The 25,081-nt window shown below is 71.1% G+C and carries 22 protein-coding genes and 2 tRNA genes; 12 read left to right on the top strand and 12 right to left on the bottom strand.

Going from position 1 to position 25,081, the window contains the following annotated elements; all coding sequences use genetic code 11:
• Positions 1–64: 64 nt before the first annotated feature.
• Complete coding sequence (locus IF28_RS0106705; protein ID WP_234324995.1) at positions 65–1,318, top strand: hypothetical protein; 1,254 nt, start codon at positions 65–67, stop codon at positions 1,316–1,318.
• 26 nt (positions 1,319–1,344) lie between these two features.
• Here the strand turns inward: IF28_RS0106705 and IF28_RS0106700 are convergent, their stop codons facing one another.
• Both IF28_RS0106700 and IF28_RS0106695 read right to left on the bottom strand, forming a co-directional pair.
• Positions 1,345–3,039: a protein kinase domain-containing protein gene (locus IF28_RS0106700; RefSeq protein WP_030215391.1), complete on the bottom strand. Its 1,695-nt coding sequence runs from the start codon at positions 3,037–3,039 to the stop codon at positions 1,345–1,347.
• 87 nt (positions 3,040–3,126) lie between these two features.
• Complete coding sequence (locus IF28_RS0106695) at positions 3,127–3,675, bottom strand: helix-turn-helix domain-containing protein (RefSeq protein ID WP_030215388.1); 549 nt, start codon at positions 3,673–3,675, stop codon at positions 3,127–3,129.
• A 181-nt stretch (positions 3,676–3,856) separates the two neighbouring features.
• Between IF28_RS0106695 and IF28_RS0106690 the strand changes: the two genes are divergently transcribed.
• Positions 3,857–3,929: transfer RNA gene (locus IF28_RS0106690), tRNA-Ala, on the top strand.
• Between the two features lie 137 nt (positions 3,930–4,066).
• Here the strand turns inward: IF28_RS0106690 and IF28_RS0106685 are convergent.
• Positions 4,067–4,753 carry a DUF5324 family protein gene (locus tag IF28_RS0106685; RefSeq protein ID WP_030215384.1) on the bottom strand — a complete coding sequence of 229 codons (687 nt, stop codon included), beginning with the start codon at positions 4,751–4,753 and terminating at the stop codon, positions 4,067–4,069.
• A 340-nt stretch (positions 4,754–5,093) separates the two neighbouring features.
• Here IF28_RS0106685 and IF28_RS0106680 point away from each other — a divergent pair, with 340 nt between their 5' ends.
• Complete coding sequence (locus IF28_RS0106680; RefSeq protein ID WP_030215381.1) at positions 5,094–5,630, top strand: peptidylprolyl isomerase; 537 nt, start codon at positions 5,094–5,096, stop codon at positions 5,628–5,630.
• A gap of 104 nt (positions 5,631–5,734) precedes the next feature.
• Entirely contained in the window at positions 5,735–6,622 is an 888-nt protein-coding gene (locus IF28_RS0106675) for a rhomboid family intramembrane serine protease (RefSeq protein WP_030215378.1), read from the top strand.
• Positions 6,623–6,901: 279 nt separating this feature from the next.
• On the opposite strand, the gene crgA is transcribed toward IF28_RS0106675, so the two are convergent.
• Positions 6,902–7,156 (bottom strand): cell division protein CrgA, encoded by a 255-nt coding sequence (gene crgA, locus IF28_RS0106670; protein WP_030215376.1) that lies wholly within the window; start codon positions 7,154–7,156, stop codon positions 6,902–6,904.
• A gap of 141 nt (positions 7,157–7,297) precedes the next feature.
• On the opposite strand from crgA, the gene IF28_RS0106665 reads away from it, so the two are divergent.
• From IF28_RS0106665 to IF28_RS0106645, 5 genes are all read left to right on the top strand, one after another.
• Complete coding sequence (locus tag IF28_RS0106665) at positions 7,298–8,077, top strand: DUF881 domain-containing protein (protein WP_030215374.1); 780 nt, start codon at positions 7,298–7,300, stop codon at positions 8,075–8,077.
• Between the two features lie 207 nt (positions 8,078–8,284).
• Positions 8,285–8,446: a hypothetical protein gene (locus IF28_RS0106660; protein WP_040906698.1), complete on the top strand. Its 162-nt coding sequence runs from the start codon at positions 8,285–8,287 to the stop codon at positions 8,444–8,446.
• Positions 8,443–9,081, top strand: a complete 639-nt coding sequence (locus tag IF28_RS0106655; RefSeq protein WP_030215369.1) for an aminodeoxychorismate/anthranilate synthase component II — start codon at positions 8,443–8,445, stop codon at positions 9,079–9,081. The genes IF28_RS0106660 and IF28_RS0106655 overlap by 4 nt, the downstream gene beginning before the upstream one ends.
• The gene (locus IF28_RS0106650) at positions 9,078–10,190 is read left to right on the top strand and encodes a class E sortase (protein WP_030215365.1); all 1,113 of its coding nucleotides are present in this window, start codon (positions 9,078–9,080) and stop codon (positions 10,188–10,190) included. The genes IF28_RS0106655 and IF28_RS0106650 overlap by 4 nt, the downstream gene beginning before the upstream one ends.
• Positions 10,191–10,203: 13 nt before the next feature.
• A complete protein-coding gene (locus IF28_RS0106645) occupies positions 10,204–10,968 on the top strand; it encodes a class E sortase (RefSeq protein WP_030215361.1) in 765 nt (254 codons plus the stop codon).
• Between the two features lie 70 nt (positions 10,969–11,038).
• Here IF28_RS0106645 and pknB read toward each other — a convergent pair whose 3' ends face one another.
• From pknB to IF28_RS0106615, 6 genes are all read right to left on the bottom strand, one after another.
• Positions 11,039–13,039, bottom strand: coding sequence for a Stk1 family PASTA domain-containing Ser/Thr kinase (gene pknB / locus IF28_RS0106640; RefSeq protein ID WP_030215359.1), 2,001 nt, complete (start codon positions 13,037–13,039; stop codon positions 11,039–11,041).
• Positions 13,040–13,209: 170 nt separating this feature from the next.
• Positions 13,210–14,685, bottom strand: a complete 1,476-nt coding sequence (locus IF28_RS0106635) for a peptidoglycan D,D-transpeptidase FtsI family protein (RefSeq protein ID WP_030215355.1) — start codon at positions 14,683–14,685, stop codon at positions 13,210–13,212.
• Positions 14,682–16,130, bottom strand: coding sequence for an FtsW/RodA/SpoVE family cell cycle protein (locus tag IF28_RS0106630; RefSeq protein ID WP_030215350.1), 1,449 nt, complete (start codon positions 16,128–16,130; stop codon positions 14,682–14,684). The genes IF28_RS0106635 and IF28_RS0106630 overlap by 4 nt, the downstream gene beginning before the upstream one ends.
• A 27-nt stretch (positions 16,131–16,157) precedes the next feature.
• Positions 16,158–17,699 carry a Stp1/IreP family PP2C-type Ser/Thr phosphatase gene (locus IF28_RS0106625; protein ID WP_037892775.1) on the bottom strand — a complete coding sequence of 514 codons (1,542 nt, stop codon included), beginning with the start codon at positions 17,697–17,699 and terminating at the stop codon, positions 16,158–16,160.
• A 140-nt stretch (positions 17,700–17,839) separates the two neighbouring features.
• Positions 17,840–18,352, bottom strand: coding sequence for an FHA domain-containing protein FhaB/FipA (locus tag IF28_RS0106620; RefSeq protein ID WP_030215344.1), 513 nt, complete (start codon positions 18,350–18,352; stop codon positions 17,840–17,842).
• A 10-nt stretch (positions 18,353–18,362) separates the two neighbouring features.
• On the bottom strand, positions 18,363–19,232 hold the full coding sequence (locus tag IF28_RS0106615; RefSeq protein ID WP_030215340.1) for an FhaA domain-containing protein: 870 nt from the start codon (positions 19,230–19,232) through the stop codon (positions 18,363–18,365).
• A gap of 524 nt (positions 19,233–19,756) precedes the next feature.
• Between IF28_RS0106615 and IF28_RS0106610 the strand changes: the two genes are divergently transcribed.
• Positions 19,757–19,840, top strand: a tRNA-Leu gene (locus IF28_RS0106610).
• A 218-nt stretch (positions 19,841–20,058) separates the two neighbouring features.
• Here IF28_RS0106610 and IF28_RS0106605 read toward each other — a convergent pair.
• Together IF28_RS0106605 and IF28_RS0106600 are read right to left on the bottom strand one after the other, a co-directional pair.
• Positions 20,059–22,503, bottom strand: coding sequence for an ABC transporter permease (locus IF28_RS0106605; protein ID WP_030215337.1), 2,445 nt, complete (start codon positions 22,501–22,503; stop codon positions 20,059–20,061).
• A complete protein-coding gene (locus tag IF28_RS0106600; protein ID WP_030215335.1) occupies positions 22,497–22,940 on the bottom strand; it encodes an ATP-binding cassette domain-containing protein in 444 nt (147 codons plus the stop codon). Before IF28_RS0106600 ends, IF28_RS0106605 begins: the two co-directional genes overlap by 7 nt.
• A 178-nt stretch (positions 22,941–23,118) precedes the next feature.
• On the opposite strand from IF28_RS0106600, the gene IF28_RS0106595 reads away from it, so the two are divergent.
• Positions 23,119–24,402 carry a sensor histidine kinase gene (locus tag IF28_RS0106595; RefSeq protein ID WP_234324988.1) on the top strand — a complete coding sequence of 428 codons (1,284 nt, stop codon included), beginning with the start codon at positions 23,119–23,121 and terminating at the stop codon, positions 24,400–24,402.
• A 23-nt stretch (positions 24,403–24,425) separates the two neighbouring features.
• The gene (locus IF28_RS0106590; RefSeq protein WP_037892772.1) at positions 24,426–25,058 is read left to right on the top strand and encodes a response regulator transcription factor; all 633 of its coding nucleotides are present in this window, start codon (positions 24,426–24,428) and stop codon (positions 25,056–25,058) included.
• Positions 25,059–25,081 lie beyond the last annotated feature (23 nt).

Raw genomic sequence — 25,081 nt, 5'->3', positions numbered from 1 at the left:
GGGGTGGCGCGTGAGGGGACGGCGGGGTACGGCACGAGCGGGGTACGGCGCACGAGCGGGCGTGGTGACACTCGCGACGTTGCTGGGGCTGGGCGGTGTGCTGCCGGGGCAGGAGGCCGTCGCGGACGACGCCGCGGCCTACGCCTTCGCCGAGGACGCGCGGAGCATCGACGGGGCCGGAGACATCGCGGACTCCGTGCCGCTGGAGCCCGGCCGGACCTACCGGAGCACCCTTCCGGCGCGCGGCCCGGTCCACTACCGCCTGAAGCTCGACGGCACCACGAACCTCTACGCCTCCGCCACCGCCGTCCCCCCGGCCGGCCGCACCGCATCCGTCGTCGACGGCGTCAAGGTGTCCGTACGGGACGGCGAGGGCCGCGCCTGCGACGTGGACACGGCGAGCTTCGGCACCGCGGGCAGCCGGCACCCCGTCGCCGCGTGGGCCATGCGGGAGATCTCCCCCAGGAGATCCCTCTGTCAGGAGGCCGGTACGTACTACCTGAGCGTCGAACGCGTCGACCCGGACGGAGAGGGCTCCTCCCGCGACCCCTGGGACATGGAACTCACCGCCGTGTCGGAACCGGCTCCGGAGAAGGCCGGTGCGACGAGCGCGCCGACACAGTGGAACTCCGCCCCGCCCCAGCCCCTCGCCGGGAGCCCCGAACGCCGCCCCGGCGGCGCGGGCTTCACCCGGGCCACGCCCGTCGGCCAGGGAGTCTGGCGGGACGACATCCGCCCCGGCCGGACCCTCTTCTACAAGGTGCCCGTCGACTGGGGGCAGCAGCTCCACGTCACCGCCGAACTCGGTGCCTCCGGCACGGCCGCAAGCGGCTATGTCGCCGCCGCGCTGGACCTCGACCTCTACAACCCCGTGCGCGGGCACGTCGTGGACGTCGGCGTCGACTACGACGGCGGCGCGAAGGCGGGCAGCCCCGCGCCGCTCCGGCCGGTCGAGTACGCCAACCGGCACGCCGCAGACCGTCAGGCCGGGGCGATGCGGTTCGCCGGCTCCTACTACCTCGTGGCGCACCTCTCGGCGGGCGTGGCGGACACCTTCGGCGACGGGCCCGTTCCGCTGACGCTGCGGGTACGGGTGGACGGCACGGTCCAGGACGGGCCCGCATACTCCGGGGAACCCGTGCCGGCGGACGTCTTCACGGTCACCGGGCAGGACCGGGAGGCGGCGGCCGAGGGCGGCACCGACGGCGACGGCACCGTGTTCCGGGCGCTCGCGGTGGGCGGCATCGGCACCGGCACCGCGCTGCTGGCGGGGCTCGGTGTCTGGACGCTGGCGGCTCGGCGACGGGCCGTGCCGTAGGGCCGTGGGCGGTGAGGGAAGCGGGGTCAGATCCGGGTGAGGGCCCAGAACCCCACGGCGTAGCAGGCCAGCGCCAGGAGCAGGACGGGGACGGCCACCTTCGCCGGAGGGCCGGGTCGGCGGCCGCGTCGGCGATGGGTCCGGCGGGTGGTGGATCCGTGCCGCGACATTGCCCCGCCCGGAAGCGGAACCCGCGAGCCTTGGGCGGTGTATTCAGCAGTAGAGGCGTCAGCAGGAGAGGTGTCGGAATGTACGGCGGGCCGTGGGAGGGGGGAGCGCAGAGCATGAGTGGGGTCGTGGGGGGAGACGTGCGGCGCGGCGCCGGCCGGCTGGTGCTGAGCGTCGTACTGGGCCTGTGCCGGCGCCTGTGGGGTGTGCTCGGGCACCGGGGGCGCGGCGGGGGCGGCCGGGACGGGAGAGGAGGCGGGCGTGGCCCGAGGCGGCGGCAGCGGGAAGCTTCCGGTGTCCGAGGGGGCGGGCTGTTGCGGGGAGGAACCGGAGGCGGCGCCCAGACGCGGATCGGAGGGTACGGCGCCGCCGGTGCCCCGGCTGTGGTGCGCTCCGAACGCGTCATAGCCGGTCCCCGCGCCCGTCCCGGCGCCCGTGGGAGAGCCCGGGCGGGCAGATCCGGGGGTGGCCGTGCCGCTGGGGACGTCCGCGTCGCCCGGGTCCCGGACTTCCCCAGCCCCGGCCCCGGACCCGACACCCTCGCCGGGTTCGGCGCCGGGCAGCGGGAGGCCCGGTTCCTCGTCCGGTCCGTACCGCCCTTCCGGAGACTCCGGGGCGCGCGGGACCTCCGAGGTGGGACGCCCCCCGGCCGGGCCCACGCCCGACGCCCGCTTCAGCGGACCGTCCGGTGCGAAACCCGGTGGCAGCGGCCCCAGTTGGTCGAAGATCTCGATGAGTTCGTCGTCCGGTCCGGGCTCCGGCAGCAGCTCCGCGGCCGCCGCGAGCGCCTTCCGCGCCCCCGTGGCCGTACGGAACCGCGCTTCGGGGTCCGGCTGGAGGAGGGAGGCCACCACCTGCCACAGCGGCTCGGGGATGCCCTGAGGGGCGCCCGGGGTCCCGTGGTCGGCGAAGTACTGGATGAGGGCCTTGGCGTCCGGTTTGGCGCCCTCCAGCAGATACAGCGCGACCAGGCCCACGGCGAACAGGTCGGCGGGGAAGTCGGGTTCGGAGCCCATCAGCTGCTCCGGCGCGAGATAACCCGGCGTGCCCACCACCAGGTTCGTCTCGGTCAGCCGGGGCTCGCCCAGCCGCATCGCGATGCCGAAGTCCGACAGCCGCAGCCGCGGCCTGCCGGTGCCGGTGGCCTCCAGGAGGACGTTGGCGGGCTTGATGTCACGGTGTACGACGTCCTCCGCGTGTACCGCGGCGAGTCCCGCCAGTAACTGGTCGAGCAGGGTGCAGACGAAGAAAGGCGGCAGCGGGCCGTAGTCGCCGACCAGGTGGACCAGCGAACCGCCGGCGACCAGATCCATGGTGAACAGGACCTTGTCGTCGTCGGCGGCCCAGCTGGTGGGCGCCAGGACATGGGGATGGTCGATCCGCAGCGCCTGTTCCCGCACGAAACGGAGCAGGGAGTGGGCGTCGCTCTGCAGCAGCACCTTGGCGGCCACATACCGGCGGCGGCGATGGTCCCAGGCCCGCCAGACGGCGCCGACGCCCCCGCGCCCGATCGGATCGGCCAGTTCGTACCGGCCGGCGAAGACCTCACCCATGGCTGTGCGTCGCCCTCCCCCTGTGATGTCCCCCGTCCGTCGCGCACACGCCCGGCAGCGGGCCCCCGTCGGCCGCCGGGCGGGGGATCAGTTCTGGTGGGACTGGTAGTGCGTGACCGCGTCCGAGGTACGGCCGGCGCCGTAGACCCGGAGGAACTCTGCCAGTTCGGGGTGGGTGGGGGCGAGGGTGTCGGCGGCGTCGATGATGTCGCCGGCGGCGGCCACCGAGCGCAGCAGGGACTGGATCTCACGGACCACCCGCTTGACCGTGGGCGCCCCCGAACTGCTCGTGGTCTGCGTGGTGTTGCTGAGCACCGAGCCCCCCTGTGACTTCTTGATCTCGTCCATGCGCTCGGTCGCCTCGGCCGCGCTGACACTGCCGTCCGCCACCTGCCCCGCCAGGTCCTGCAGCAGCTGTACCCGCTGCACCACGGCGGGATTGCCGATCTTCGCCCGCTGGCCGCTCATCAGCTGCGACAGCATCGGTGCGGACAGTCCCAGAACCCCCGCGAGACGAGCCTGGTTGAGGCCCAGGTCGTCTATGAGCTTACGGAAGAGCGCCCCCAGCGGCTCCCCGTACCAGTTCCGCTGCAGTTCCCGCGCTCTCGCGGTGGCTTCCTGCTGTGCGGCGTCCATTGCGTCTCCCCATCGCTTCCCCAAGAACCGCGGTTCGCTGTAGCGAACCACGTCCGAGCATCTTACGGAGAGTGGTTGGTCACGGGGACCCCCAATCTTTTTGCGGAACCCCCGGGGGGACCCGGTACTCTGGTCCCGGGCGCCCACCGTGATCCGGTTCTGCGGGTGGACGTCTTCCTCCGGGGCCTTAGCTCAGTTGGTAGAGCGCTGTCTTTGCATGGCAGATGTCAGGGGTTCGACTCCCCTAGGCTCCACATTCAGACCCCTCCCACCTGCGGAAACGCGGTGGGAGGGGTCCTTTTGTGCCCGTGTTTCACGTGAAACGGCGCGGTGGGGCAGAAGACCCTCAAGTCTTCTGCCCCACCGCGCCGTTGCCTTACCGCGCCGTGCGTCAGGGCTGGTCGTCGCGCCGGGCTTCCTCCTCGGCCTCCTTGGCCTCGACCTCCGGGTCGAGAGGCGTTCCGTCGATGCCGTCCACCGACGTCAGCTTCGTCGCCCCGGGCACGTCCGTCGCGGCCGGCGGCTCCACCAGCCAGTCCGGGTTGGCCTGCTTGTCCCACCACTTCCAGGCGGCGAAGGCGCCGCCTGCCACGGCGCTCACGATCAGGACCACCTTCGCGGCACGGCCGGCCCTCGCCCGCCGCCGCTGCTTGCGGACCAGCTTCTGGATCTGCTGCGCGGAAACCTGGCCACGGAGCGCTGCCAGCGCGGCCGCGCCACGGGCCGTGGCCTCCTCCGTCGCGGGACCGGCGGCGGCCACCGCCTGTTCGATCCTCGGGCGGGAGTAGTCCGCCGCCTGCCGGGCGGCCTGGCGTGTCCGTGCGGCGGCCTGGTCGACCTTCGGCGGTACATGCGTCCGGGCCTGTTCCAGATACGGCTGCACATGGGCGCCGTACTGGACGCGGGCCTGGCCCGCCGCCTGCGTCATCACGGGCGCGAGCCGTACGCGGGCCTCCTGTGCGTAGTGCGCGGCCCTGACCTTGGCCGTGTCGGCGTAGGGCGCCACCGCTTCCGCGGCGTGCAGCACGCTGTCCTTCGCCGAACCGGTCGCGGCGCGCACGCTGTCGATGCGGGTCACGGGTTCCTCCTCCTCGGTGGCGTACGGTATTTCGACTTTCCACCCTTTTACGGATCATGCCTGTCGGGTCGTCGTGCGGCATGCGCGGACGGGCATCCGGGTGCCGGTGACGTCGGTCGATCGCGATATCACGTGCGAGAGCGGATGAATTCGGGTCAACAGGGAGTTTGCCGTCGACAATGCCACGGATCCCCGCCATGCGCCCCCGGCGCGGGGTGGCTCAGCCCGTTTTCCGCAACCGGAACGGCACGGTTGCCCACCTGTGCGGGGACGGCGGGCGACTGCGTGCCCCGTCCGTGCGAGGATCAGGGAGTCACGGAAAGACAACGGAAGGCACATCGTGGCTGAGCAGCTCAACGCCACCCTGAAGACCAATCACGGCGACATCCAGGTCCGGCTCTTCCCGAACCAGGCGCCGATCACGGTCAAGAACTTCGTCGAGCTCGCCAAGGGCGAGCGGGAGTGGACCCACCCGCAGACCGGTGCGAAGTCCACGGACAAGCTCTATGACGGTACGGTCTTCCACCGGGTGATCAGCGGCTTCATGATCCAGGGCGGAGACCCGCTGGGCAACGGCACCGGCGGCCCGGGCTACCAGTTCGAGGACGAGTTCCACCCGGACCTGCGCTTCGACAAGCCCTACCTGCTGGCGATGGCCAACGCGGGCCCGGGCACCAACGGCTCGCAGTTCTTTATCACCGTCGCCCCGACGGCCTGGTTGAACCGCAAGCACACCATCTTCGGTGAGGTCGCCGACCCCGCCAGCCAGAAGGTGGTCGACGCCATCGCGGCCGCGCAGACCAACCCGCGCACCGACCGCCCGGTGAACGACGTCGTGATCGAGTCGGTCGAGTTCGGCGAGATCAGCAAGGGCTGACACCTCGTCCCCCGGAGCGCGAAAGCCCTCGAAGGGAACCAATCGCCCCGCTCATCCGTAAGGATGGGCGGGGCGGGGCTTTTCCACACGACCTAGGGGTACCCATGGACGACCAGGCTGCCGGCAGCCCACAGGACGCCCAGCGCGTCCCCGGCTGCTATCGCCACCCGGACCGTGAGACCGGTGTCCGTTGCACGCGCTGCGAGCGGCCGATCTGCCCCGAGTGCATGATCGACGCCTCGGTCGGGTTCCAGTGTCCGGAGTGCGTCCGCAAGGGCTCGGGCACGGGACACGCTCCCTCGGCAGCCCTCCCCCGTACGATCGCCGGCGGATCCGTCGCCGCCGACCCCCGGCTGGTCACCAAGATCCTGCTCGGGATCAACGTGGCGGTGTTCCTCGCCGTTCAGGCCCGGTCGTCTCTGCTGGACCACCTCGTGCTCGTCGGTGTCTGGCCGCCGGCACCGTTCACGCCGACCGAGGGAGTGGCCGACGGCGAGTGGTACCGCCTGGTCACCTCGATGTTCACGCACGAGGAGATCTGGCACATCGGCTTCAACATGCTCAGCCTGTGGTGGCTCGGCGGACCGCTGGAGCAGGCCCTCGGCCGCGCCCGCTATCTCGCGCTCTATCTGATCTCCGGACTGGCGGGCAGCGCGCTGACGTATCTGCTGGCCGCGGGGACCTCGGCATCGCTGGGCGCGTCCGGCGCGATCTTCGGTCTGTTCGGCGCGACCGCCGTACTGATGCGCCGGCTGAACTACGACATGCGCCCGATCATCGCCCTGCTGGTGATCAACCTGATCTTCACCTTCGGCTGGAGCAACATCGCCTGGCAGGCCCATATCGGAGGCCTGGTCGCCGGTGTCGTGATCGGGTACGCCATGGTGCACGCCCCGCGGGAGCGGCGGGCGCTGGTGCAGTACGGCACCTGTGCGCTGGTGCTGGCCGCGGTCGTCCTGATCACGCTGGTGAGGACGGCGCAGCTGACCTGACCACCAGGTTTGTCCACAGTCGGTGGTGGATCTTGTGCACAGGGTGCGAAGCCGCCCGTGGCCGACTGGGGCAACCCTTGTTTACGCAGGTCAGGCAGCTTGCGAACACATTTTCGGTTGCCGGTGTTTCTGTCACACCAGCGTCAACGTCCGTGAAGTTATCCACAGATCGGGTTCTCTATCCACATGTGGACAAGCCCTGTGGATAACTCAGAGGACAACCCTGCCCAGAGCTGTGGGACAGCTCTGGGCAGAGGAGTGCTCAGCGTGCGGCAAGCGCTACTTCCACTGGGTCGAGACGCCGAATCCGGCGGCGATGAACCCGAAGCCCACCACGATGTTCCAGTTGCCCAGGGCGTCGATGGGCAGCGAACCGTCGGTGACGTAGAAGACGACGATCCATGCCAGCCCGATGAGGAACAAGGCCAGCATCACCGGCGCGACCCAGGCACGGTTCGTCAGCTTGAGCGCGGTCGTCTGCTTCGCGGGCGGCGGCGTGTAGTCGGCCTTCTTGCGGATACGTGACTTCGGCACGAGGGTCTCTCCTGTCGATGCGCTGCGTGGCCGCGCAGGGTTCTGGGTCGGGCTCGGAGCAGCGTACAAGGGGACTCTGAGCGCTTCCCCGGGCGTCCGTTAGCGTAGTGCTTCCACGGCGCCGAAGGAGATAAGGGTACGTTGAGCAATTCTGCCGACTTCCCCGGGCAGGAATCCAGTCCTGCCCGCCGTCGCCGTGTCCGGCCCGTTCGGGTGCTCACCGCGGGCGTCTTCGCACTGGCGGGACTCATCTTCTTCACCAGCTTCGACACGGCCAACGGCACCAACATCCGCACGGACGCCTCGCTGCTGAAGCTCTCCGACCTGATCCACGACCGCAGCCGCAAGAACGGCGAGCTGGAGGAGTCCAACGGCGCGTTGCGTCAGGACGTGGAGTCCCTCGCCGAGCGCGACGACGGCAGCACCAAGGCGGAGGACGACAAGCTCGCCGACCTGGAGCAGCGCGCGGGCACCCAGAAGCTCGAGGGCGAGGCGATCACGGTCACGCTCAACGACGCGCCGCCGGACGCCACCGCCAAGCTCCCCGGATATCCCGAGCCGCAGCCCGACTACCTGGTCATCCACCAGCAGGATCTCCAGGCCGTGGTGAACGCGATGTGGGAGGGCGGTGCCGAGGGCATCAAGGTCATGGACCAGCGGCTGATCTCCACCAGCGCCGTGCGCTGTGTGGGCAACACCCTGATCCTCCAGGGCCGCGTGTACTCACCGCCGTACAAGATCACGGCGGTCGGGGACCCGGAGAAGCTGAAGAAGGCGCTCGCTGCCGCGCCCGCGATCCAGAACTACATGGTGTACGTCAACGTCTACGGGCTCGGCTGGCAGGTCGAGGACAACGGGGCGGTCACCCTTCCCGGCTACACGGGCACGGTGGACCTGCACTACGCGGAGCCGGTGGAGTAAACGGCGGCGGCCCTCCGTCGATGTTTCACGTGGAACATCGACGGACTTCGAGGCAATCGGCGCTGCGCCGCGTACATATGAGTGCACGCGCCCGGGCTCGAACGGACCCCACACAGCCTGTGGAGGCCGGGAAAACGGAGGCGTCACGCCGTTAGTCTGTTGCCGTACGGCGTGGGTCTGGTGCCGTGGTACGACGGAAGGGACGGCATGTACAGCTGGATCTGGCGGCATCTGCCGGGCAACGGATGGGTGCGGGCACTCCTCTCACTCGTGCTGATCACCGCCGTGGTCTACGTCCTCTTCCAGTACGTCTTCCCGTGGGCCGAGCCGCTGCTGCCCTTCAACGATGTGACGGTGGACAACCAGTGAGCGCGCGCATTCTCGTCGTGGACAACTACGACAGCTTCGTCTTCAACCTGGTCCAGTACCTGTACCAGTTGGGCGCCGAGTGCGAGGTGCTGCGCAACGACGAGGTGTCGACGGGGCACGCCCAGGACGGTTTCGACGGGGTCCTGCTGTCGCCGGGCCCCGGCACTCCCGAGGAGGCCGGCGTCTGCGTGGACATGGTGCGGCACTGCGCGTCCACCGGCGTCCCGGTGTTCGGCGTCTGCCTCGGCATGCAGTCCATGCAGGTGGCGTACGGCGGTGTGGTGGGCCGTGCGCCCGAGCTGCTGCACGGCAAGACGTCGCCGGTGGAGCACGAGGGCAAGGGCGTCTTCGCGGGCCTGCCCTCGCCGTTCACCGCGACGCGCTATCACTCGCTGGCCGCCGAACCGGCCACGGTCCCGCCGGAGCTGGAGATCACGGCCAGGACGCCGGACGGGATGGTGATGGGACTGAGGCACCGTGAACTCCCGGTGGAGGGAGTGCAGTTCCATCCCGAGTCGGTGCTGACCGAGCACGGTCACCGGATGCTGGCCAACTGGCTGGCGGAGTGTGGCGACCAGGGCGCGGTGGCGAGGTCGGCGGGGCTCGCCCCGGTGGTGGGCAGGTCCTCGGCGTGACCGCCTTGCGCCCCGAGCGGGAGTCCGGTGCCGACGCGTACGGCGCCGGTGGACAGGGCACCTCGTACGGCGGGCAGCCGTACGGGGCGACGGGTGCGCACGAGGACGGCTGGTACGGCCCCACGGCGTCCGACTCCTACGGCGGCGCCTCGGACAGCACCGCGTATCTGCCGCCGGTCGACGAGGAGACGGTGGCGCTGCGGATTCCCGAGCCGCCTCCGGTGCGGACGGCTCGCCGGGATTCCGCTTCCGCTGCGGAGCCAGGGGGCCGGGCGGCTCGCAGGAAGGCCGCCAAGAAGCGCCACGGGCGCCGTGGAGGCTCTCACAAGGCGGTGGAGGACTCGCAGGACGTCCAGGAGTCCGACGACGTCTCTGAGAGCCTGTCACGGGCTCCGCTGTCGCGGATGGAGGCGCGTCGGCAGGCGCGGGCGCGCAAGGCGAGTCCGGCGGTCGTCGCGAGCCGGGCGATCGGCGAGGTGTTCATCACCTGCGGTGTGCTGATGCTGCTGTTCGTCACCTACCAGCTGTGGTGGACGAACGTGCGGGCGCACGCGCAGGCCGGCAAGGAGGCCAGCGACCTCCAGAACGACTGGGCGAGCGGCGAGGGCAAGCCGGGGGTGTTCGAGCCCGGGCAGGGTTTCGCGCTGCTGCACATTCCCAAGCTGGACGTGGTGGTGCCGATCGCGGAGGGCATCAGCAGCAAGAAGGTGCTCGACCGGGGCATGGTGGGGCATTACGCGGAGGGCGCGCTGAAGACGGCGATGCCGGACGCGAAGTCCGGCAACTTCGGGCTGGCGGGCCACCGCAACACGCACGGGGAACCGTTCCGGTACATCAACCGCCTGGAGCCGGGCGACCCGATCGTGGTGGAGACGCAGGACGAGTACTTCGTCTACAAGATGGCGTCGGTGCTGCCGGTGACACCGCCGAGCAATGTGAGCGTCCTGGACCCCGTGCCGAAGGGATCGGGGTTCAAGGGGCCCGGCCGCTACATCACGCTGACCACGTGCACACCGGAGTTCACCAGCAAATACCGCTTGATCGTCTGGGGAAAGATGGTCGAGGAACGGCCGCGCAGCAAGGGCAAGCCGGATGCGCTCGTCAGTTAAGGGCAGAGGACACGTGGCATCGACCACCGACGGCACCACAGGACACATCCATCGGCCCGCGTCCCCGCCGCCGGGCCGGCGCCGGCTGGGCCCGGTGGCGATGGTCGTCAGCTTCTTCGGCGAACTCCTCATCACCGTGGGCCTGCTGCTCGGCCTGTTCGTCGTCTACTCACTGTGGTGGACGAACGTCGTCGCGGACCGCGCGGCGGACAAGCAGGCGGACAAGGTCCGTGACTCGTGGGCGCAGGAGTCCGGCGGCGGTGACGGCGCCGGCGGCCCCGTCTCGTTCGACAGCAAGAACGGGATCGGGTTCCTGCACGTGCCCGCGATGAGCGGTGGCGAGATCCTGGTCGAGAAGGGCACGTCGAACAAGGTCCTCAACGACGGCGTCGCCGGCTACTACACCGACCCCGTGAAGGCGACCCTGCCGACGAGCGGCAAGGAGGGCAACTTCTCCCTCGCCGCCCACCGGGACGGCCACGGTGCGAAGTTCCACGGCATTCACAAGATCGAGAAGGGCGACCCGATCGTCTTCGAGACGAAGGACACGTGGTACGTCTACAAGGTCTACGGCGTCCTCCCCGAGACCTCGAAGTACAACGTCGACGTCCTTGGGAAGATCCCGAAGGAGTCCGGCAGGACGAAGGCCGGCCACTACATCACGCTGACCACCTGCACGCCGGTGTACACCAGCAAGTACCGCTACATCGTGTGGGGCGAACTGGTCCGCACGGAGAAGGTGAACGACGAGCGGACCCCGCCGAAGGAACTGCGCTGACGCGGCGCGGCAGGGCACGACAGAGCCCCGGCACCCTCTGAGGGTGCCGGGGCTCTGTGCCGTGGAGGGGTCAGTCGTCCTCGTTGCCCCCGGTGGGGCCCCCGAAGAAGCCGCCGCCGTTGTTGTTGCCGCCCTGGCCCACGGTCACCAGGTTGACCGCCGAGCCCTTGTCGACCGGGTTGCCCTGGCCGGGGTCGGAGGCGACGACCTGGGCGTTCTCGTCCTGGGCGGGGCCGACGTTGCCGACCACGAGTCCGGCCTCCTCGATCAGCCTCCGGGCGTCCCTGAGGGACTGACCGTTGACGTTCGGGACCGCGACCTGCTGGTTCTCCTTGGCCTTGCCGATGAAGACCTGGACCTGGGAGTTCTTGTCGATCTGCTGGCCGCCTCCCGGCGTGGTGCGGATGACCTTGCCGACCTTGTTCGGGTCGTCGGTCTCCTCGTCGACGCAGTTGCCGACGAGGTCGCTGTCCGCCAGTTGGGCCACGGCCGCGTCACAGGTCTGGTTGAGGACGTCCGGGACGGTGGACTTGGCCTGTTCCTTGGCGACGGTGAGGGTGATGGTGGTGCCCTTCTCCACCTCCTCGCCGAGCGGCGGGTCCTGCTTGAGGACCGTGCCGGGCTCCTCGGCGTCGACCTCCTGTTTGACCTCCACGGTGAACTCGTACTTCTCGCCCTCGAGCTCGGCCTTGGCGTCGTCGACGTTGTCACCCACGACGCTCGGCACGACCACCTTCGGCGCGCCGGTGGAGACCACCACGCTGACGGTGGAGTCCTTGTCGACCTCGGTACCCGCGGCGGGGTTCTGGTCGCAGATCTTGCCCTTGCTCTGGTCCTCGCAGGGCTTTTCCTCGAAGGTGAGCTTCAAGTCGGCGTTGACCGCCTGTTTCTCGGCGTCCGCCTTGGTCGCGCCGATGAAGTTCGGGGTGTCGACCTTGCTGTTGTCCACTCCGCCACTGCCGCTGATGGCCCAGCGGCCGATCAGGATGGCGCCGATGAGGACCAGGACACCCGCCACGACCAGCAATATCGTCGAGGTGTTGTTCTTCTTCGGCTGGCGGCGCCTGCCCTGACGGTCGTCGTAGCCGAAGCCGCCGTCGTCCGGGTTCATCGGCGGCAGCATCGAGGTCGCCCCCCCGGCCCCGCCGTCCGCGCGCAGCGCCGTCGTCGGCTGGTCGTCGGGGTAGCCGCCGTAGCCGACCGCGCCCAGGGTGGCCGTGGCCGCGACGGGCTGGCCGTCGAGGCAGGCCTCGATGTCGGCGCGCATCTCGTCGGCCGACTGGTACCGGTAGTCGGGGTCCTTGACCAGCGCCTTCAGCACGATCGCGTCCATCTCGGGCGTGATCTCGGGGTCGAAGACGCTCGGCGGCTGCGGTTCCTCCCGTACATGCTGGTAGGCGACCGCGACCGGGGAGTCGCCCACGAAGGGCGGCCGTACGGTCAGCAGTTCGTACAGCAGACAGCCGGTGGAGTAGAGGTCGGACCGGGCGTCGACCTGCTCGCCTTTGGCCTGCTCCGGCGAGAGGTACTGCGCGGTGCCGATGACGGCCGAGGTCTGGGTCATCGTCATGCCGGAGTCGCCCATCGCGCGGGCGATGCCGAAGTCCATGACCTTGACCTGGCCGTTGCGCGTCAGCATGACGTTGGCCGGCTTGATGTCACGGTGGACGATGCCGGCCCGGTGGGAGTACTCCAGCGCCTGGAGGATGCCGATGGTCATCTCCAGTGTGCGCTCCGGCAGCAGCTTGCGGCCGCTGTGCAGGAGCTCACGGAGCGTGGAACCGTCGACGTACTCCATGACGATGTACGGGATCGACACGTTGTCGATGTAGTCCTCGCCCGTGTCGTAGACCGCCACGATCGCGGGATGGTTGAGCGAGGCGGCCGACTGGGCCTCACGGCGGAACCGGGCCTGGAAGGACGGGTCGCGCGCGAGATCCGCGCGGAGCGTCTTCACCGCCACCTGGCGCCCGAGCCTGGTGTCATGAGCGTGGTAAACCTCCGCCATGCCACCACGGCCGAGCACCGGGCCCAGCTCGTACCGGCCGCCTAGGCGACGCGGCTCTTCCATAGCTACCTACCAGCCCTCTCCGTCGGTCCCGGGCGGCACGCGTGTGCCGCCGGAGGCTGCCGTCCGGGCCCTACCGTACCCGGCTCGCTTTGTGTGACCTGGCCAAGTGCGTCAGCCGATACAGGACCGGTACCGCAACGTGCACCGATGTGAAGCAGACGTGATCGGGGTCACTGCTTGCCCTTGACGACGGCCTCCATCACGCTCTTGGCGATCGGTGCGGCGAGGCCACCGCCGGAGATGTCGTCACGCACGGCGTTCTCGTCCTCGATCACGACGGCGACCGCCACCGGCGAGCTGCCGTCGGAGGTCTTGGCGTAGGAGATGAACCATGCGTAGGGGTTCTTGCTGTTGTTCTCGCCGTGCTGTGCGGTACCGGTCTTGCCGCCGACGGTGACGCCGGAGATCTGGGCGTTGGTTCCCGTGCCCTCCTTGACGACCGTCTCCATCATCGACTGGAGGGTCTGGGCGGTCTCCGCCGACATCGGCTTGCTCATCTCCTCCGGGTCCGTCTTCTCGATGGTGTCGAGACTGGGGGCCTGGAGTTCGTCGACCATGTAGGGCTTCATCAGGGTGCCGTTGTTGGCGACCGCCGCGGAGACCATGGCCATCTGCAGCGGGGTGGCGGCGGTGTTGAACTGGCCGATGGAGGACAGGGCGACCTCGGAGGGGGCCATGTCCTCCGAGAACACGGAGGCGTTGGAGCGGACCGGGGTGAACTGCTCCTCGGTGAAGCCGAACTTCTTGGCCATCTCCAGCATCTTTTCGTTGCCGAGGTCGGAGCCGACCTTGCCGAAGACGGTGTTGCAGGACACCCGCAGCGCCTCGCGCAGCGTGGCGTTCTCGCAGGGGATGTTGCCCTCGTTCTTCAGCTCGGTCGTGGTGCCCGGCATGGTCCACGGCAGCGGCGAGTCGGTCTTCGAGTCCGCGTCGTCGTAGAGGCCGTACTCCAGGGCGGCGGCCGCGGTGAGCACCTTGAAGGTGGAGCCGGGCGGGTAGATCTCGCGCAGCGCCCGGTTGAGCGTCGGGTCGGCGGGGTTGTTCTTCTTCTGGAGCTTCTGCCACGCCTTGGTGTCCGTGTCGAGGCTGTTGCCGGCGATCGTGGACGGGTCGTAGGACGGGTAGGAGGCCAGGGCGAGGATCTTGCCGGTGGACGGTTCGAGGGCGACGACGGAGCCCTTGGCGCCCTGCTTCTTCAGACCGTCGTAGGCGGCCTTCTGTGCGGCGCCGCTGAGGGTGGTGACGACGTTGCCGCCCTCTTTGTTCTTGCCCGTGAGCATGTCGAGCGTGTTGCGGAAGAAGAGGCGGTCGTCGTTGCCCGTGAGGATGCCGTCCTCGATGGACTCCAGCTGGGTGGCGCCGAAGGCCTGGGAGACGAAGCCGGTGACCGGCGCCCACATGGCGCCGTCCTTGTAGGTGCGCTTGTACTTGAAGTCGCCCGTGGTGGCCTTGTGCCCGGTGATGGGCTCACCGTCGACGATGATGTCGCCGCGCGGCGAGGCATAGCGCTCGATGGCGACGCGGCGGTTCTCCTCGTCGGTCCTCAGCTTGTCTGCCTGGGCGTACTGCAGCCAGTTGCCCCGGACGAGGAGGGCGAGGATGAGCAGGCCGCAGAAGATCGCGACCCGGCGCAGGGGCTTGTTCACGGGCGGACCACCTGGGTCATCTCGGCGTCGGGGTTGGCGGCGGGAGCGGGCGCCGGGCGGCGGGCGGTGTCACTGATTCTGAGCAGGATGCCGATCAGTGCCCAGTTGGCGATGACGGAGGAACCGCCGTACGCCAGGAAGGGCATCGTCATACCGGTCAGCGGGATCAGGCCCATGACGCCGCCGGCGACGACGAAGACCTGGAGGGCGAAGGCGCCGGACAGGCCGATGGCGAGCAGCTTGCCGAACGGGTCGCGGGCGGCCAGGGCGGTGCGCACGCCGCGCTCCACGATCAGCGCGTACAGCAGCAGCAGCGCCATGACGCCGGCCAGGCCGATCTCCTCGCCGAAGGTGGCGAGGATGAAGTCGGAGTTGGCGGCGAAGCCGATGAGGTCGGAGTTGCCCTGGCCCCAGCCGGTGCCGAGGGTGCCGCCGGAGCCGAACGCCCACAGCGCCTGCATGGCCTGCTCGGAGTGGACGATGCCGTCCTGGACCCCGGCGCGGCTGAGCTCGAACTCGTGCATCGGGTCGAGCCAGGCCTGCACACGGGTCTGGATGTGCGGCTCGAAGCTCGCCACGCCGACGGCGCCGACCGCGGACATCAGCAGACCGAACACGATCCAGCTGGTCCGCTCGGTGGCGACGTACAGCATGATCACGAACATGCCGAAGAACAGCAGCGAGGTACCGAGGTCGGTCTCGAAGACCAGGATCAGGATGGAGATGATCCAGACGACGATGATCGGGCCGAGGTCGCGTCCGCGCGGGAGGTAGAGCCCCATGAAGCGGCGGCTGGCCAGGGCCAGGGCGTCGCGTTTGACCATGAGGTAGCCGGCGAAGAAGACCGCCAGGACGATCTTGGCGAACTCACCGGGCTGCAGCGTGCCGAGTCCGGGGATCTTGATCCAGATCCGGGCGCCGAAGACGTTGTGCCCGATGCCCGGGACCAGCGGCAGGAGCAGCAGGATCAGCGCGCCGACCATGGAGATGTAGGTGTAGCGCTGCAGGACGCGATGGTCCTTGAGGAAGAACACGACGGCCACGAACAGCGCGACACCGAGCGCGGAGTACATCAGCTGGCGCGGCGCCGCCTCGACGAACGTACTGCTCGCCTGCAGCCGCTTCGACTGGTCCAGTCGCCAGATGGCGACCAGACCGATGCCGTTGAGCAGGGTGGCCAGCGGCAGCAGCAGCGGGTCCGCGTACGGGGCGAACTTCCGTACGGCGAGATGGCCGACGCCCGCCATCAGACCGAGGCCCAGGCCGTAGCTCAGCAGCCCGGCGGGCACCTGGTCGTTGATGGCCAGTCCCACGTTGGCGTAGGCGAAGACCGGGATGACGACGGCGAACACCAGGAGCGCGAGCTCGGTGTTGCGTCGGCTGGGCGCTCCGATCGCGCCGATCGTGGACGTGTGCTGCGGCGACGGGTTGGTAGTACTGCTCATCGTGTGACAGGGCCTCTCACGGCTTGCCTACTGCTTACCGCACAGCGAGACGACCTTCTGCTCCTCCTCCGAGAGGCTGGGGCCGGGGCTGGAGGTGGGTGCGGTCGTGGACGGGGGCGTGGACTGCTCCGGGGCCTGTGCCGAACCCGAGGGGTTCGGCGTCGGCGACGCCTTGGACGTGAAGGAGGCGGGAGTGGTTCCCGTGGTGCCTCCGGCCTCGCCCTCGCCGGTCTTCGCGTTCTTCTCGCTCTCGGCGTCGCGCCGCTCGGCCTCCTTCCTGCACGCGGAGGCCTGCACCGACAGTTCCTCGATCTTCTCGCGGGCGCCGTAGAGGTCGCCTTCGGCGATGGTCGCCTCGACCAGCTTGCGCTGGTAGGGCGGGAGGTACTTGAGTTCGATCTCGGGGTGGTCCTTCTCCACGTCGGAGAGGGAGACCCACGCCAGGTCCTGGCTGATGCCCCGGTACAGGGCGACGTGTTCGCCGTTGGTGCCGACGTAGTACTGGGTCTGGGTCCAGCGCCAGCCGGCGTAGAGGCCGCCGCCGAGGACGGCGAGGGCCAGCAGGCTGTAGACGGACCGCTTGAGCCACCTGCGGTCCTTGCCGGGCTTGGCGAAGTCGTCGTCGCCGTAGTCGAAGCCGTCGGTGGGGATGAAGCCGGTGACGTCTCCGCTGCCGGGCGGGCCGAACTCGCCCCCGCCGCCCTGTCCGCGCCGGCGGCCGAGACCGGAGGCGCGGCCGGCGGGGGTCTGCATGATGCCGTTGTCGTGCAGCTGGTTCTGGTTCTCGGCCACGGCGCCGACCACGACAGGGGTGTCGGACAGCTGCCCGGCGAGGGTGTCGCCGGTGTCGAGGTCGAGGACGTCGGCGACGATCACGGTGATGTTGTCGGGGCCGCCGCCGCGCAGGGCCAGCTCGATCAGGCTCTGGACGGTGTCCTCGGGGCCCTGGTAGCTGGCCAGGGCCTCCTCGAGGGTCTGGTGGGAGACCACGCCGGACAGGCCGTCGGAGCAGATCAGGTAGCGGTCGCCGGCCCGGACCTCGCGGATGGACAGGTCGGGTTCGACGTGTTCGCCGCTGCCGAGGGCCCGCATCAGCAGGGACCGCTGCGGGTGGGTGGTGGCCTCCTCCTCGGTGATCCGGCCCTCGTCCACCAGACGCTGCACCCAGGTGTGGTCCTGGGTGATCTGGGTGAGGACGCCGTCGCGCAGGAGGTAGGCGCGGGAGTCTCCGACATGCACCATGCCGAGGCGCTGACCGGTCCACAGCAGGGCGGTCAGGGTGGTGCCCATGCCCTCGAGCTGGGGGTCCTCCTCGACCATCATGCGCAGCTGGTCGTTGGCGCGCTGGACGGCGGTGCCGAGGGAGGTGAGCAGGTCGGAGCCGGGCACGTCGTCGTCGAGGGCGACGATGGTGGAGATCGCCTCGGAGGAGGCGACCTCGCCGGCGGCGGCGCCGCCCATGCCGTCGGCGATGGCGAGCAGCCGGGGACCGGCGTAACCGGAGTCCTCGTTGCCCTCCCGGATCATGCCCTTGTGCGATCCGGCGGCGAAGCGCAGGGACAGACTCATGCGCACCTCGCCCGTCGGCTCCGGGTACAGCCGGTCGTGTCGAGCCACACTGCCCACCCTCCGGTCGGGAGCGCGCAGGGCCCCTGGTCGGGGACCCCCACTGCGTGCTCGCTCCGCTCGCGCTCATTCATGACGTGGCACTACTTCCGCAGCTCGATAACGGTCTTGCCGATGCGGATCGGGGCGCCCAGCGAAATCGCTGTGGGGGTCGTCAGCCGGGTCCGGTCCAGGTAGGTGCCGTTGGTGGAGCCCAGGTCCTCGACGATCCACTGGCCGTCGCGGTCCGGGTAGATCCTGGCATGGCGGCTGGAGGCGTAGTCGTCGTCCAGCACGATCGTGCTGTCGTGTGCCCGGCCCAGGGTGATGGTCTGGCCCTGGAGGGCGACGGTGGTGCCGGTGAGGGTGCCCTCGGTCACGACCAGCTTGGTGGGGGTGTTGCGGCCGCCGCGGCGGCCGCCGGACTGCTGGCGCTGCGGCGGCGGCGCCTGACGGGCGGCGGCCTGCTGCGGCCGGCCGGTCTCCCGCCGCGCTCCGCGCTGCGTGACGCGAGTGCCGAACAGGTCACTCCGGATGACCTGCACGGCCACGATCACGAACAGCCACAGTACGGCCAGGAACCCCAGCCGCATGACCGTGAGGGTCAGCTCTGACATTGCCCCCGCTTCACCCTTCGGCTTGCCTATAGATAACGGTGGTGCTGCCCACGACGATCCGCGAGCCGTCGCGGAGCGTAGCGCGGGTGGTGTGCTGCCCGTCCACCACGATGCCGTTGGTGGATCCGAGATCCTGGATCGTCGAGGGCGTTCCGGTCCGGATCTCGCAGTGCCGGCGGGAGACGCCGGGGTCGTCGATCCGCACGTCGGCTTCGGTGCTGCGGCCCATCACGAGGGTGGCGCGGGAGATCTGGTGGCGGGTGCCGTTGATCTCGATCCAGTAGCGGGTGCGTCCGCCGGACGCGGGTCCGGCGGGCGGCCGCTGGGCCGCCGCGGGCTGCGGGTAGCCGTAGCCGCCGCCGGGAGGCGGTGGCGCGGCCGGCATGGGCGGGGCGCCCGCGGGGCCGGCCGACGGGTAGCCGTAGCCCCCGGGGCGGCCGGCGGGCGGTGCGCCGCCGGGTGCGCCCGGTGCTCCGGGCGCGCCGCCGGGGGCCGCCTGGCTGGCGGAGGAGGCGAGCGTACGGCTGCGGACCCGGTAGAGGCCGGTGTCGAGGTCGTCCGCCTTCTCCAGGTTCACCTTGATGGGACCCATGAAGGTGTAGCGCTGCTGCTTGGCGTAGTCGCGCACCATCCCGGCGAGCTCGTCGCCGAGCTGGCCGGAGTACGGGCTGAGCCGCTCGAAGTCCGGTGTGCTCAGTTCGACGATGAAGTCGTTGGGTACGACGGTGCGGTCGCGGTTCCAGATGGTGGCGTTGTTGTCGCACTCACGCTGGAGCGCTCCCGCGATCTCCACGGGCTGCACCTCGGACTTGAACACCTTGGCGAAGGTGCCGTTGACCAGACCTTCGAGACGCTGCTCGAACTTCTTCAGGACTCCCATGGGGCACCTCCTCCGTAGCTGCCGTCCTGTGTACTGCCCGGCGCACTGTTTCGTGCACCGCCTACCTGGTACTGCTTACTGATCGTATCCACGCGCCGGTCGATCGGCCGGTTCCCCCTGTCGGCACGGTCGACGGGTGTCGACGCCTGACGAAGTTCCCTCCGAAGCCCCTCTTCGAACTCCTTCGGCGAACTCCACCGGCCGTGGCCGTGCGCGTTGTTCTGCCATGGATCGTAGAGGGGGACGCAGACCAGTGTCCCGCACCCGGCTGTGGACTCCGTCCGGCTCATGGGAAGACGGGGACTACCGGTACGAGGTTGATACGTGAAGCGGTCGCCGCCGCGACATCGCGGACCGCGCGGGGGCGGGCCGGAGGCGGTCCGGGGCCCGGCGGACGGGATCGGGGCCGGTCGGGGCGGGGGCGGCGAAAAGGGATGTGAACGCACCCGGACCAGCGTGCTAATGTTCTGGATGTCGGAAGGCGCAAGGCCCCCAGGGGGCAGGGCCCGAAGGCAACACCCAATGCGCGGGTGGCGGAATAGGCAGACGCGCTGGATTCAGGTTCCAGTGCCCGCAAGGGCGTGGGGGTTCAACTCCCCCCTCGCGCACATCGTCGAACGGGCGGCATCCATCGGATGCCGCCCGTTTCGCATGCCTGTTTCGCGTGCCCGGAGACAGTACGGCGGCGGGGCGGCGTGTGAGGAACATCTCATGATCCTTTTCGCCGCGGAGAGGCGCTCGGGGGCGCCTCCGGGCGCCGGGTCAGGGGCCGCGGGGAGGGCCCCGCGGGGGCGAGGGGGAGCGCGGGGAGACGTCCCGCGCGGGATCATTCGCGTACGCCCGCCGAGGACAGCGGGGGGTGGCGCAGGGCGAGGGCCGTGGAAACGACCGCGGCGGTCGTGGACAGTGCGGCGCAGGCCGCTGTGACCACGGCCAGGGCGGGCCAGGGGACGGTGAGCGGGGCGGGGGCCGAGAGCAAGGCCAGGGCGCCCCGGATGCCGGCCAGGTTGAGTACGGCCACCGCCAGGCCCAGTACCGCCCCGAACGCGACCACCGTCAGCGCCTCCGCGCCCACCATCCGCAGCACCTGCCAGTGGGTGGCGCCGGCCAGCCGCAGAGCCGCGAACTCGCGCACCCGGCCGGAGGTGGCCGTCACCATGGTGTTGGCCACGGAGATGCCCGTGTAGAGCAGGGCGATGCCGAGAACCAGCAGCAAGCCGTACCGGGTGGTGCGTTCGCTCCCGGGATCCGTGGCGGACGCCCATTGCTCCCCGGTGCGGACCAGCCCGCCGACGGGCCGTACCGCCCGCTCCAGGCCGGAGGCCACCGCACGCGCGTCGGCGCCGGCCGTGAGGGCGACGTCCACCCGGTCCACGCGGGCGCCCGGCGCGTTGGCCGGGGTGACGTAGACACCGTTGTCACCGGTGCCGGTGGCCATCACCGCGGCGATCCGCAGCGTCCGCTCCGTGCCGTCCCCGAGCCACACCCGTACCCGCTGCCCCACCGTGTGCCGCTCCCACTCCTCGTTGACGACGATCGAACCGTCGTCGAGGTCGGTGACCCTCCCCGCGGTGAGCGGCAACCGCGCGGTCGCCGCCGGCCCGCCGGGGCCGACGGCCCGCGCCTCGGACCTGACCAGTGCCACGCCCTCCTCCAGGACGTACACCGCGCTCGGCGCGCTCGCCGACACCCGCGCGCCCGGTATTGCGCGCAGCCGCTCCAGCGTCCCGGGAGGGAACGCCCCGTCGCCCGCGCGGGTGACGACGAACGCCGCCGTGGTCCGCTCCCGCGTCTCCGCGGCCCTCGCCCGGTCCAGGGTGGCGATGGCGCCGAGCAGGGAGCCCGCCAGGGCGACCGTGACCAGCACGGGCGCCGCGACCGCCGCCGTACGGCGCACCCCGGCGGCCGTGTTCTCCCGAACCAGCGTGCCGGTCACCCCCGGCAGCCCCGTCAGCAGTCGCGTGAGGGGGCGCACGGCGAGCGGGGCGAGCAGTGCGGCGGCGGTGATCAGCAGCATGGGCCGGCTGACGTAGGCCTTGCGGTGCAGCAGGCCGCCCGGGTCGCCGAGCAGCGCCAGGGCGAGCGTCACGCCGGCGGTCAGCAGCAGAGCCGTACCGCACAGCCACCGTGCCGGCGTCATGGCCCCGCCGTCGGCGGACGCCTCGCGCAGCGCCTGCAGGGGACTGGTACGGCCCGCCCGCCAGGAGGCCACGACGGCACCGCTCAGGGCGACCAGGAGCCCCGTCCAGAACGCCGCGTGGTACGGCCAGTCGGCGTCGCCGATCGTGAACCAGCGCGGCGCCAGTTCCACCTCGGCCACCCACGCGGCCAGCGCGGGCGCCGCACGGCCGCCGAGCGCGCAGCCGGCCGCCGAGGCGAGTACGCCGACCAGCAGGGCCTCCGCGGCCACCATGCGCCGTAGCTGCCCCGGGGTCGCCCCCGTGGCGCGCAGCAGCCCGAACTCCCGGCGCCGCCGCTCCACCGCGAAGGCGAAGGTGGACGCCACCACGAACACCGAGACGAAGGCGGAGACCCCGCCCGCCGTGCCGAACAGGGCGTTCATCGCGGTCAGCGCCTCGCTGTCGCGCTCCGGACCGGGGTCGGCGTACCGGCGGTCCGCCCCGGTGAGGACCCGTACGCCGTCGGTCCCGCGCACGGCCTCGCGTACGGCCGCCGGGCCGGCGTCGACGACCAGGCGGTCGACGGCCGGGGACAGCTCGGCGGCGCGCGCGTCGGTGTGGAAGAGGGCGTGTTCGAAGCCGCGGCCGGCCACGGTGCCCACGACCCGTACGGTGCCGTGATCCGTGCGCAGCCGGGTGCCGGGCCGCGCCCAGTCGCCGCCGATCACCACCTCGTCGTCCGCGCGGGGTGCACGGCCGGACTCGATCTCGTAGGGGGTGAACGCGGCGGTGGACCAGGGATGGCCGGTCAGTTCGCCGGGAGCGCCCTTCGCGCGGACGGGAAAGGAGCGGTCCTCGACGACCGTGCCGAGCCGGCGCAGCTTTGCCACGGTGGCGTCGGGGACCGCGCGCGGGTGTGCCAGTTCCGCGGTGCGGTCGCCGTTCGGCGTCGGTACGCGCAGGGTGTCCGCGCCCTCGACCACGACCGGGGCGGCGGCGAACCGTTCGGGCTGCCGCGCGGGGGCGTCGAGGGAGGAGGCGAGGGCGAGCCCCATGACGGTGAGGAGGGCCACGCCCAGCGCGAGGGCGATGAAGCTGCCCGTGAAGGTGATCCACCGGGAGCGCAGGGTGCGCAGGGCGAGGCTCAGCACGGCACGGTCTCCAGTCCGGTCATCCGCGCGGCCACGGCGTCGGCGCCGGCCCCCGTCAGCTCGCCGTGGAGGCGGCCGTCGACGAGGAAGACCACGCGGTCGGCGCGGGAGGCGGCCACGGGGTCGTGGGTCACCATGACGACCGTCTGCCGCTCGCGGTCCACCATGGCGCGCAGCAGCGTGAGCACCTCGTGGCCGGTGCGGGAGTCCAGAGCGCCGGTCAGCTCGGTGCCGCCGACGGTGACCGAGCCCGAGGTGGGCCGGTCGAGGCCCGCGGCGCACTGCAGCAGCGTCGACTTGCCGGACCCGGACGGGCCCATCACGGCGGTGAAGCTCCCGCGCGGGAACGACAGGGACACCTCGTCCAGCGCGTACACGGTGCCGTACCGCCGGCTCACCCGCCGCAGGGCGACCGCGTCGCCGTCTCTCCGGCCCATGTCCTACTCCCCTCGTCCGGCCCGGCCGCTGCCCGCCGGACGCCTGCCTGAACGAAACCGCGCGGGGGCCGGCGGGCGCAGTGCGGCAGGGGCGAGAAAAGGGGTAGGGCCAGGCATACCCCGAAGCCTCGGTCCAGGGCGATGGCCCCGCGCGGCGCCCGCTTCTACGGTGATCCGCATGCAGCCTCGAAACCCCTGGCAGGCCATGTCCCGCCCCGGCTACGTCCTGTCCCCGTGGCCATGGCGCGCGGCCGGATACCTGCTCACGGGCGCGCTCACCGGCGCGGTCGTGCTCGTGGGCGTCGTGGTGTCGCTGGTGGCCGGCGGGGTGCTCGCGCTCGCCCTGATCGGGCTGCCGCTGCTGCTCGGCACCGCCCTCGCGGGACTGCCGGTCGCGCGGCTGGAGCGGTGGCGGCTGCGGCTCGTCGACCGCGATCCGGCCGCCGACCCGCACTCAACGCCCGCCGCACCCGGCCTGCGGGCCTGGCTGACCACTCGGCTCCGGGAGCGGGCCACCTGGCGGGAGCTCGGCCACACCCTGCTCTTCGCGGGCCTGCTGTGGCCCGTCGACGCCCTCGCGCTCATGGCCGGCCTGCTCGCCCCGGCGGTCGTCACCGCCACGCCCCTGCTGATGGCCACGGCCGGCGGCGGCGAGGAGGCGAAGATCCTCAAGCTGTGGACGGTCACCACCTGGCCCTCGGCGGCCGGCGCCGCCCTGCTCGGACTCCTCCTGTTCGCCCCGGGCGCCTATCTGCTGGGGGTCGCCGCGGGCGCCCGCGCGGGCCTGACCCGGCTGCTGCTCGTCCCGCGCGAGGCCGAGCTGGGGGCGAGGGTGACCGAACTGACCCGGTCCCGGGCGCGGCTGGTGGACGCCTTCGAGGCGGAAAGGCGGCGCATCGAACGCGATCTGCACGACGGGGCCCAGCAGCGTCTGGTCGCCCTGACCATGACACTGGGCCTGGCCCGCCTGGACGCGCCGCCGGGCCCGCTCGCCGACCGGCTCGCCCAGGCCCACGACGAAGCCGGGCGGGCGCTTCGGGAACTGCGGGAGCTCATCCACGGCATCCACCCCCAGGTCCTCGCCGACTACGGTCTCGGGGCCGCCGTCGCCGACGCCGCCGACCGGTCCGCCGTACCCGTGGACGTGGACCTGGATCTCGCCGCGCGGCTGCCCACGCCGGTCGAGGCCGCCGCGTACTTCGTGGTGTGCGAGGCGCTCGCCAACGTCGCCCGGCACAGCGGGGCGAGCCGCGCGCGGGTGGGCGGCGGGCATCGCGACGGGCGGCTGCTGCTGGAGGTGCGCGACGACGGCCGGGGCGGCGCACGGGCCGGGGAGGGCAGCGGGCTGACCGGACTCGCCGACCGGGTGTCGGTGCTCGATGGCAGACTCACCCTGTCCAGCCCGGTGGGCGGACCGACCCTGCTGCGTGTGGAGATCCCTTGCGCCCCCTGCTCCCCCTGACGGCCGGCCGGCCGCTGCGCGTGGTGCTGGCCGAGGACGGTGTGCTGCTGCGCGAGGGCCTGATCGGCCTGCTCCACAGGTGCGGACACGAGGTCGTCGCGGCGGTCGGCGACGCCGAGGCGCTGATCACCGAGGCCGGTGCACACCGGCCCGACATCGTGGTGACGGACGTCCGGATGCCCCCGGGCTTCCAGGACGAGGGCCTGCACGCGGCCGTGCGGCTGCGCACCGAGCGGCCCGCGCTGCCCGTCCTCGTGCTCAGCCAGTACGTGCAGCGCCGGTACGCCGCCGACCTGCTGGACTCCGGCGACGGCACCGGCGTCGGCTATCTGCTGAAGGACCGGGTCGGCCAGATCGAGGAGTTCGTGACCGCCCTCGGCCAGGTCGCGGACGGCGGCACGGTGATCGACCCCGAGGTGGTACGGCAGTTGCTGCGCCACCGCCGTGACCCGCTGGAGCGGCTGTCCCCGCGTGAGCGGGAGGTGCTGGCGTCGATGGCGGAGGGCAGGTCCAACGGGGCGATCGCCCGCGCCCTGGTGGTCTCGGAGGCCGCCGTCGGCAAGCACATCGGCAGCATCTTCACCAAGCTGGACCTGCCGCCGACGGACGGGACGCACCGGCGGGTGCTGGCGGTGCTCGCGTACCTGCGGGAGTGAGACGAGGGAAACCGACCGGTCGG

It is taken from the genome of Streptomyces sp. NRRL WC-3626, from assembly GCF_000718785.1.
GTDB classification, from domain to species: domain Bacteria; phylum Actinomycetota; class Actinomycetes; order Streptomycetales; family Streptomycetaceae; genus Streptomyces; species Streptomyces edwardsiae.
This window is presented reverse-complemented; position numbering and strand designations above follow the sequence as displayed.

What these genes read in the sequence shown, in the direction of transcription:
- IF28_RS0106700 (WP_030215391.1), bottom strand. Translation starts at nt 3,039, where the DNA reads ATGGGTGAGGTCTTCGCCGGCCGGTACGAACTGGCCGATCCGATCGGG.
- IF28_RS0106695 (WP_030215388.1), bottom strand. Translation starts at nt 3,675, where the DNA reads ATGGACGCCGCACAGCAGGAAGCCACCGCGAGAGCGCGGGAACTGCAG.
- IF28_RS0106675 (WP_030215378.1), top strand. Translation starts at nt 5,735, where the DNA reads ATGGACGACCAGGCTGCCGGCAGCCCACAGGACGCCCAGCGCGTCCCC.
- IF28_RS0106660 (WP_040906698.1), top strand. Translation starts at nt 8,285, where the DNA reads ATGTACAGCTGGATCTGGCGGCATCTGCCGGGCAACGGATGGGTGCGG.
- pknB (WP_030215359.1), bottom strand. Translation starts at nt 13,039, where the DNA reads ATGGAAGAGCCGCGTCGCCTAGGCGGCCGGTACGAGCTGGGCCCGGTG.
- IF28_RS0106630 (WP_030215350.1), bottom strand. Translation starts at nt 16,130, where the DNA reads ATGAGCAGTACTACCAACCCGTCGCCGCAGCACACGTCCACGATCGGC.
- IF28_RS0106625 (WP_037892775.1), bottom strand. Translation starts at nt 17,699, where the DNA reads ATGAGTCTGTCCCTGCGCTTCGCCGCCGGATCGCACAAGGGCATGATC.
- IF28_RS0106620 (WP_030215344.1), bottom strand. Translation starts at nt 18,352, where the DNA reads ATGTCAGAGCTGACCCTCACGGTCATGCGGCTGGGGTTCCTGGCCGTA.
- IF28_RS0106615 (WP_030215340.1), bottom strand. Translation starts at nt 19,232, where the DNA reads ATGGGAGTCCTGAAGAAGTTCGAGCAGCGTCTCGAAGGTCTGGTCAAC.
- IF28_RS0106600 (WP_030215335.1), bottom strand. Translation starts at nt 22,940, where the DNA reads ATGGGCCGGAGAGACGGCGACGCGGTCGCCCTGCGGCGGGTGAGCCGG.
- IF28_RS0106595 (WP_234324988.1), top strand. Translation starts at nt 23,119, where the DNA reads ATGCAGCCTCGAAACCCCTGGCAGGCCATGTCCCGCCCCGGCTACGTC.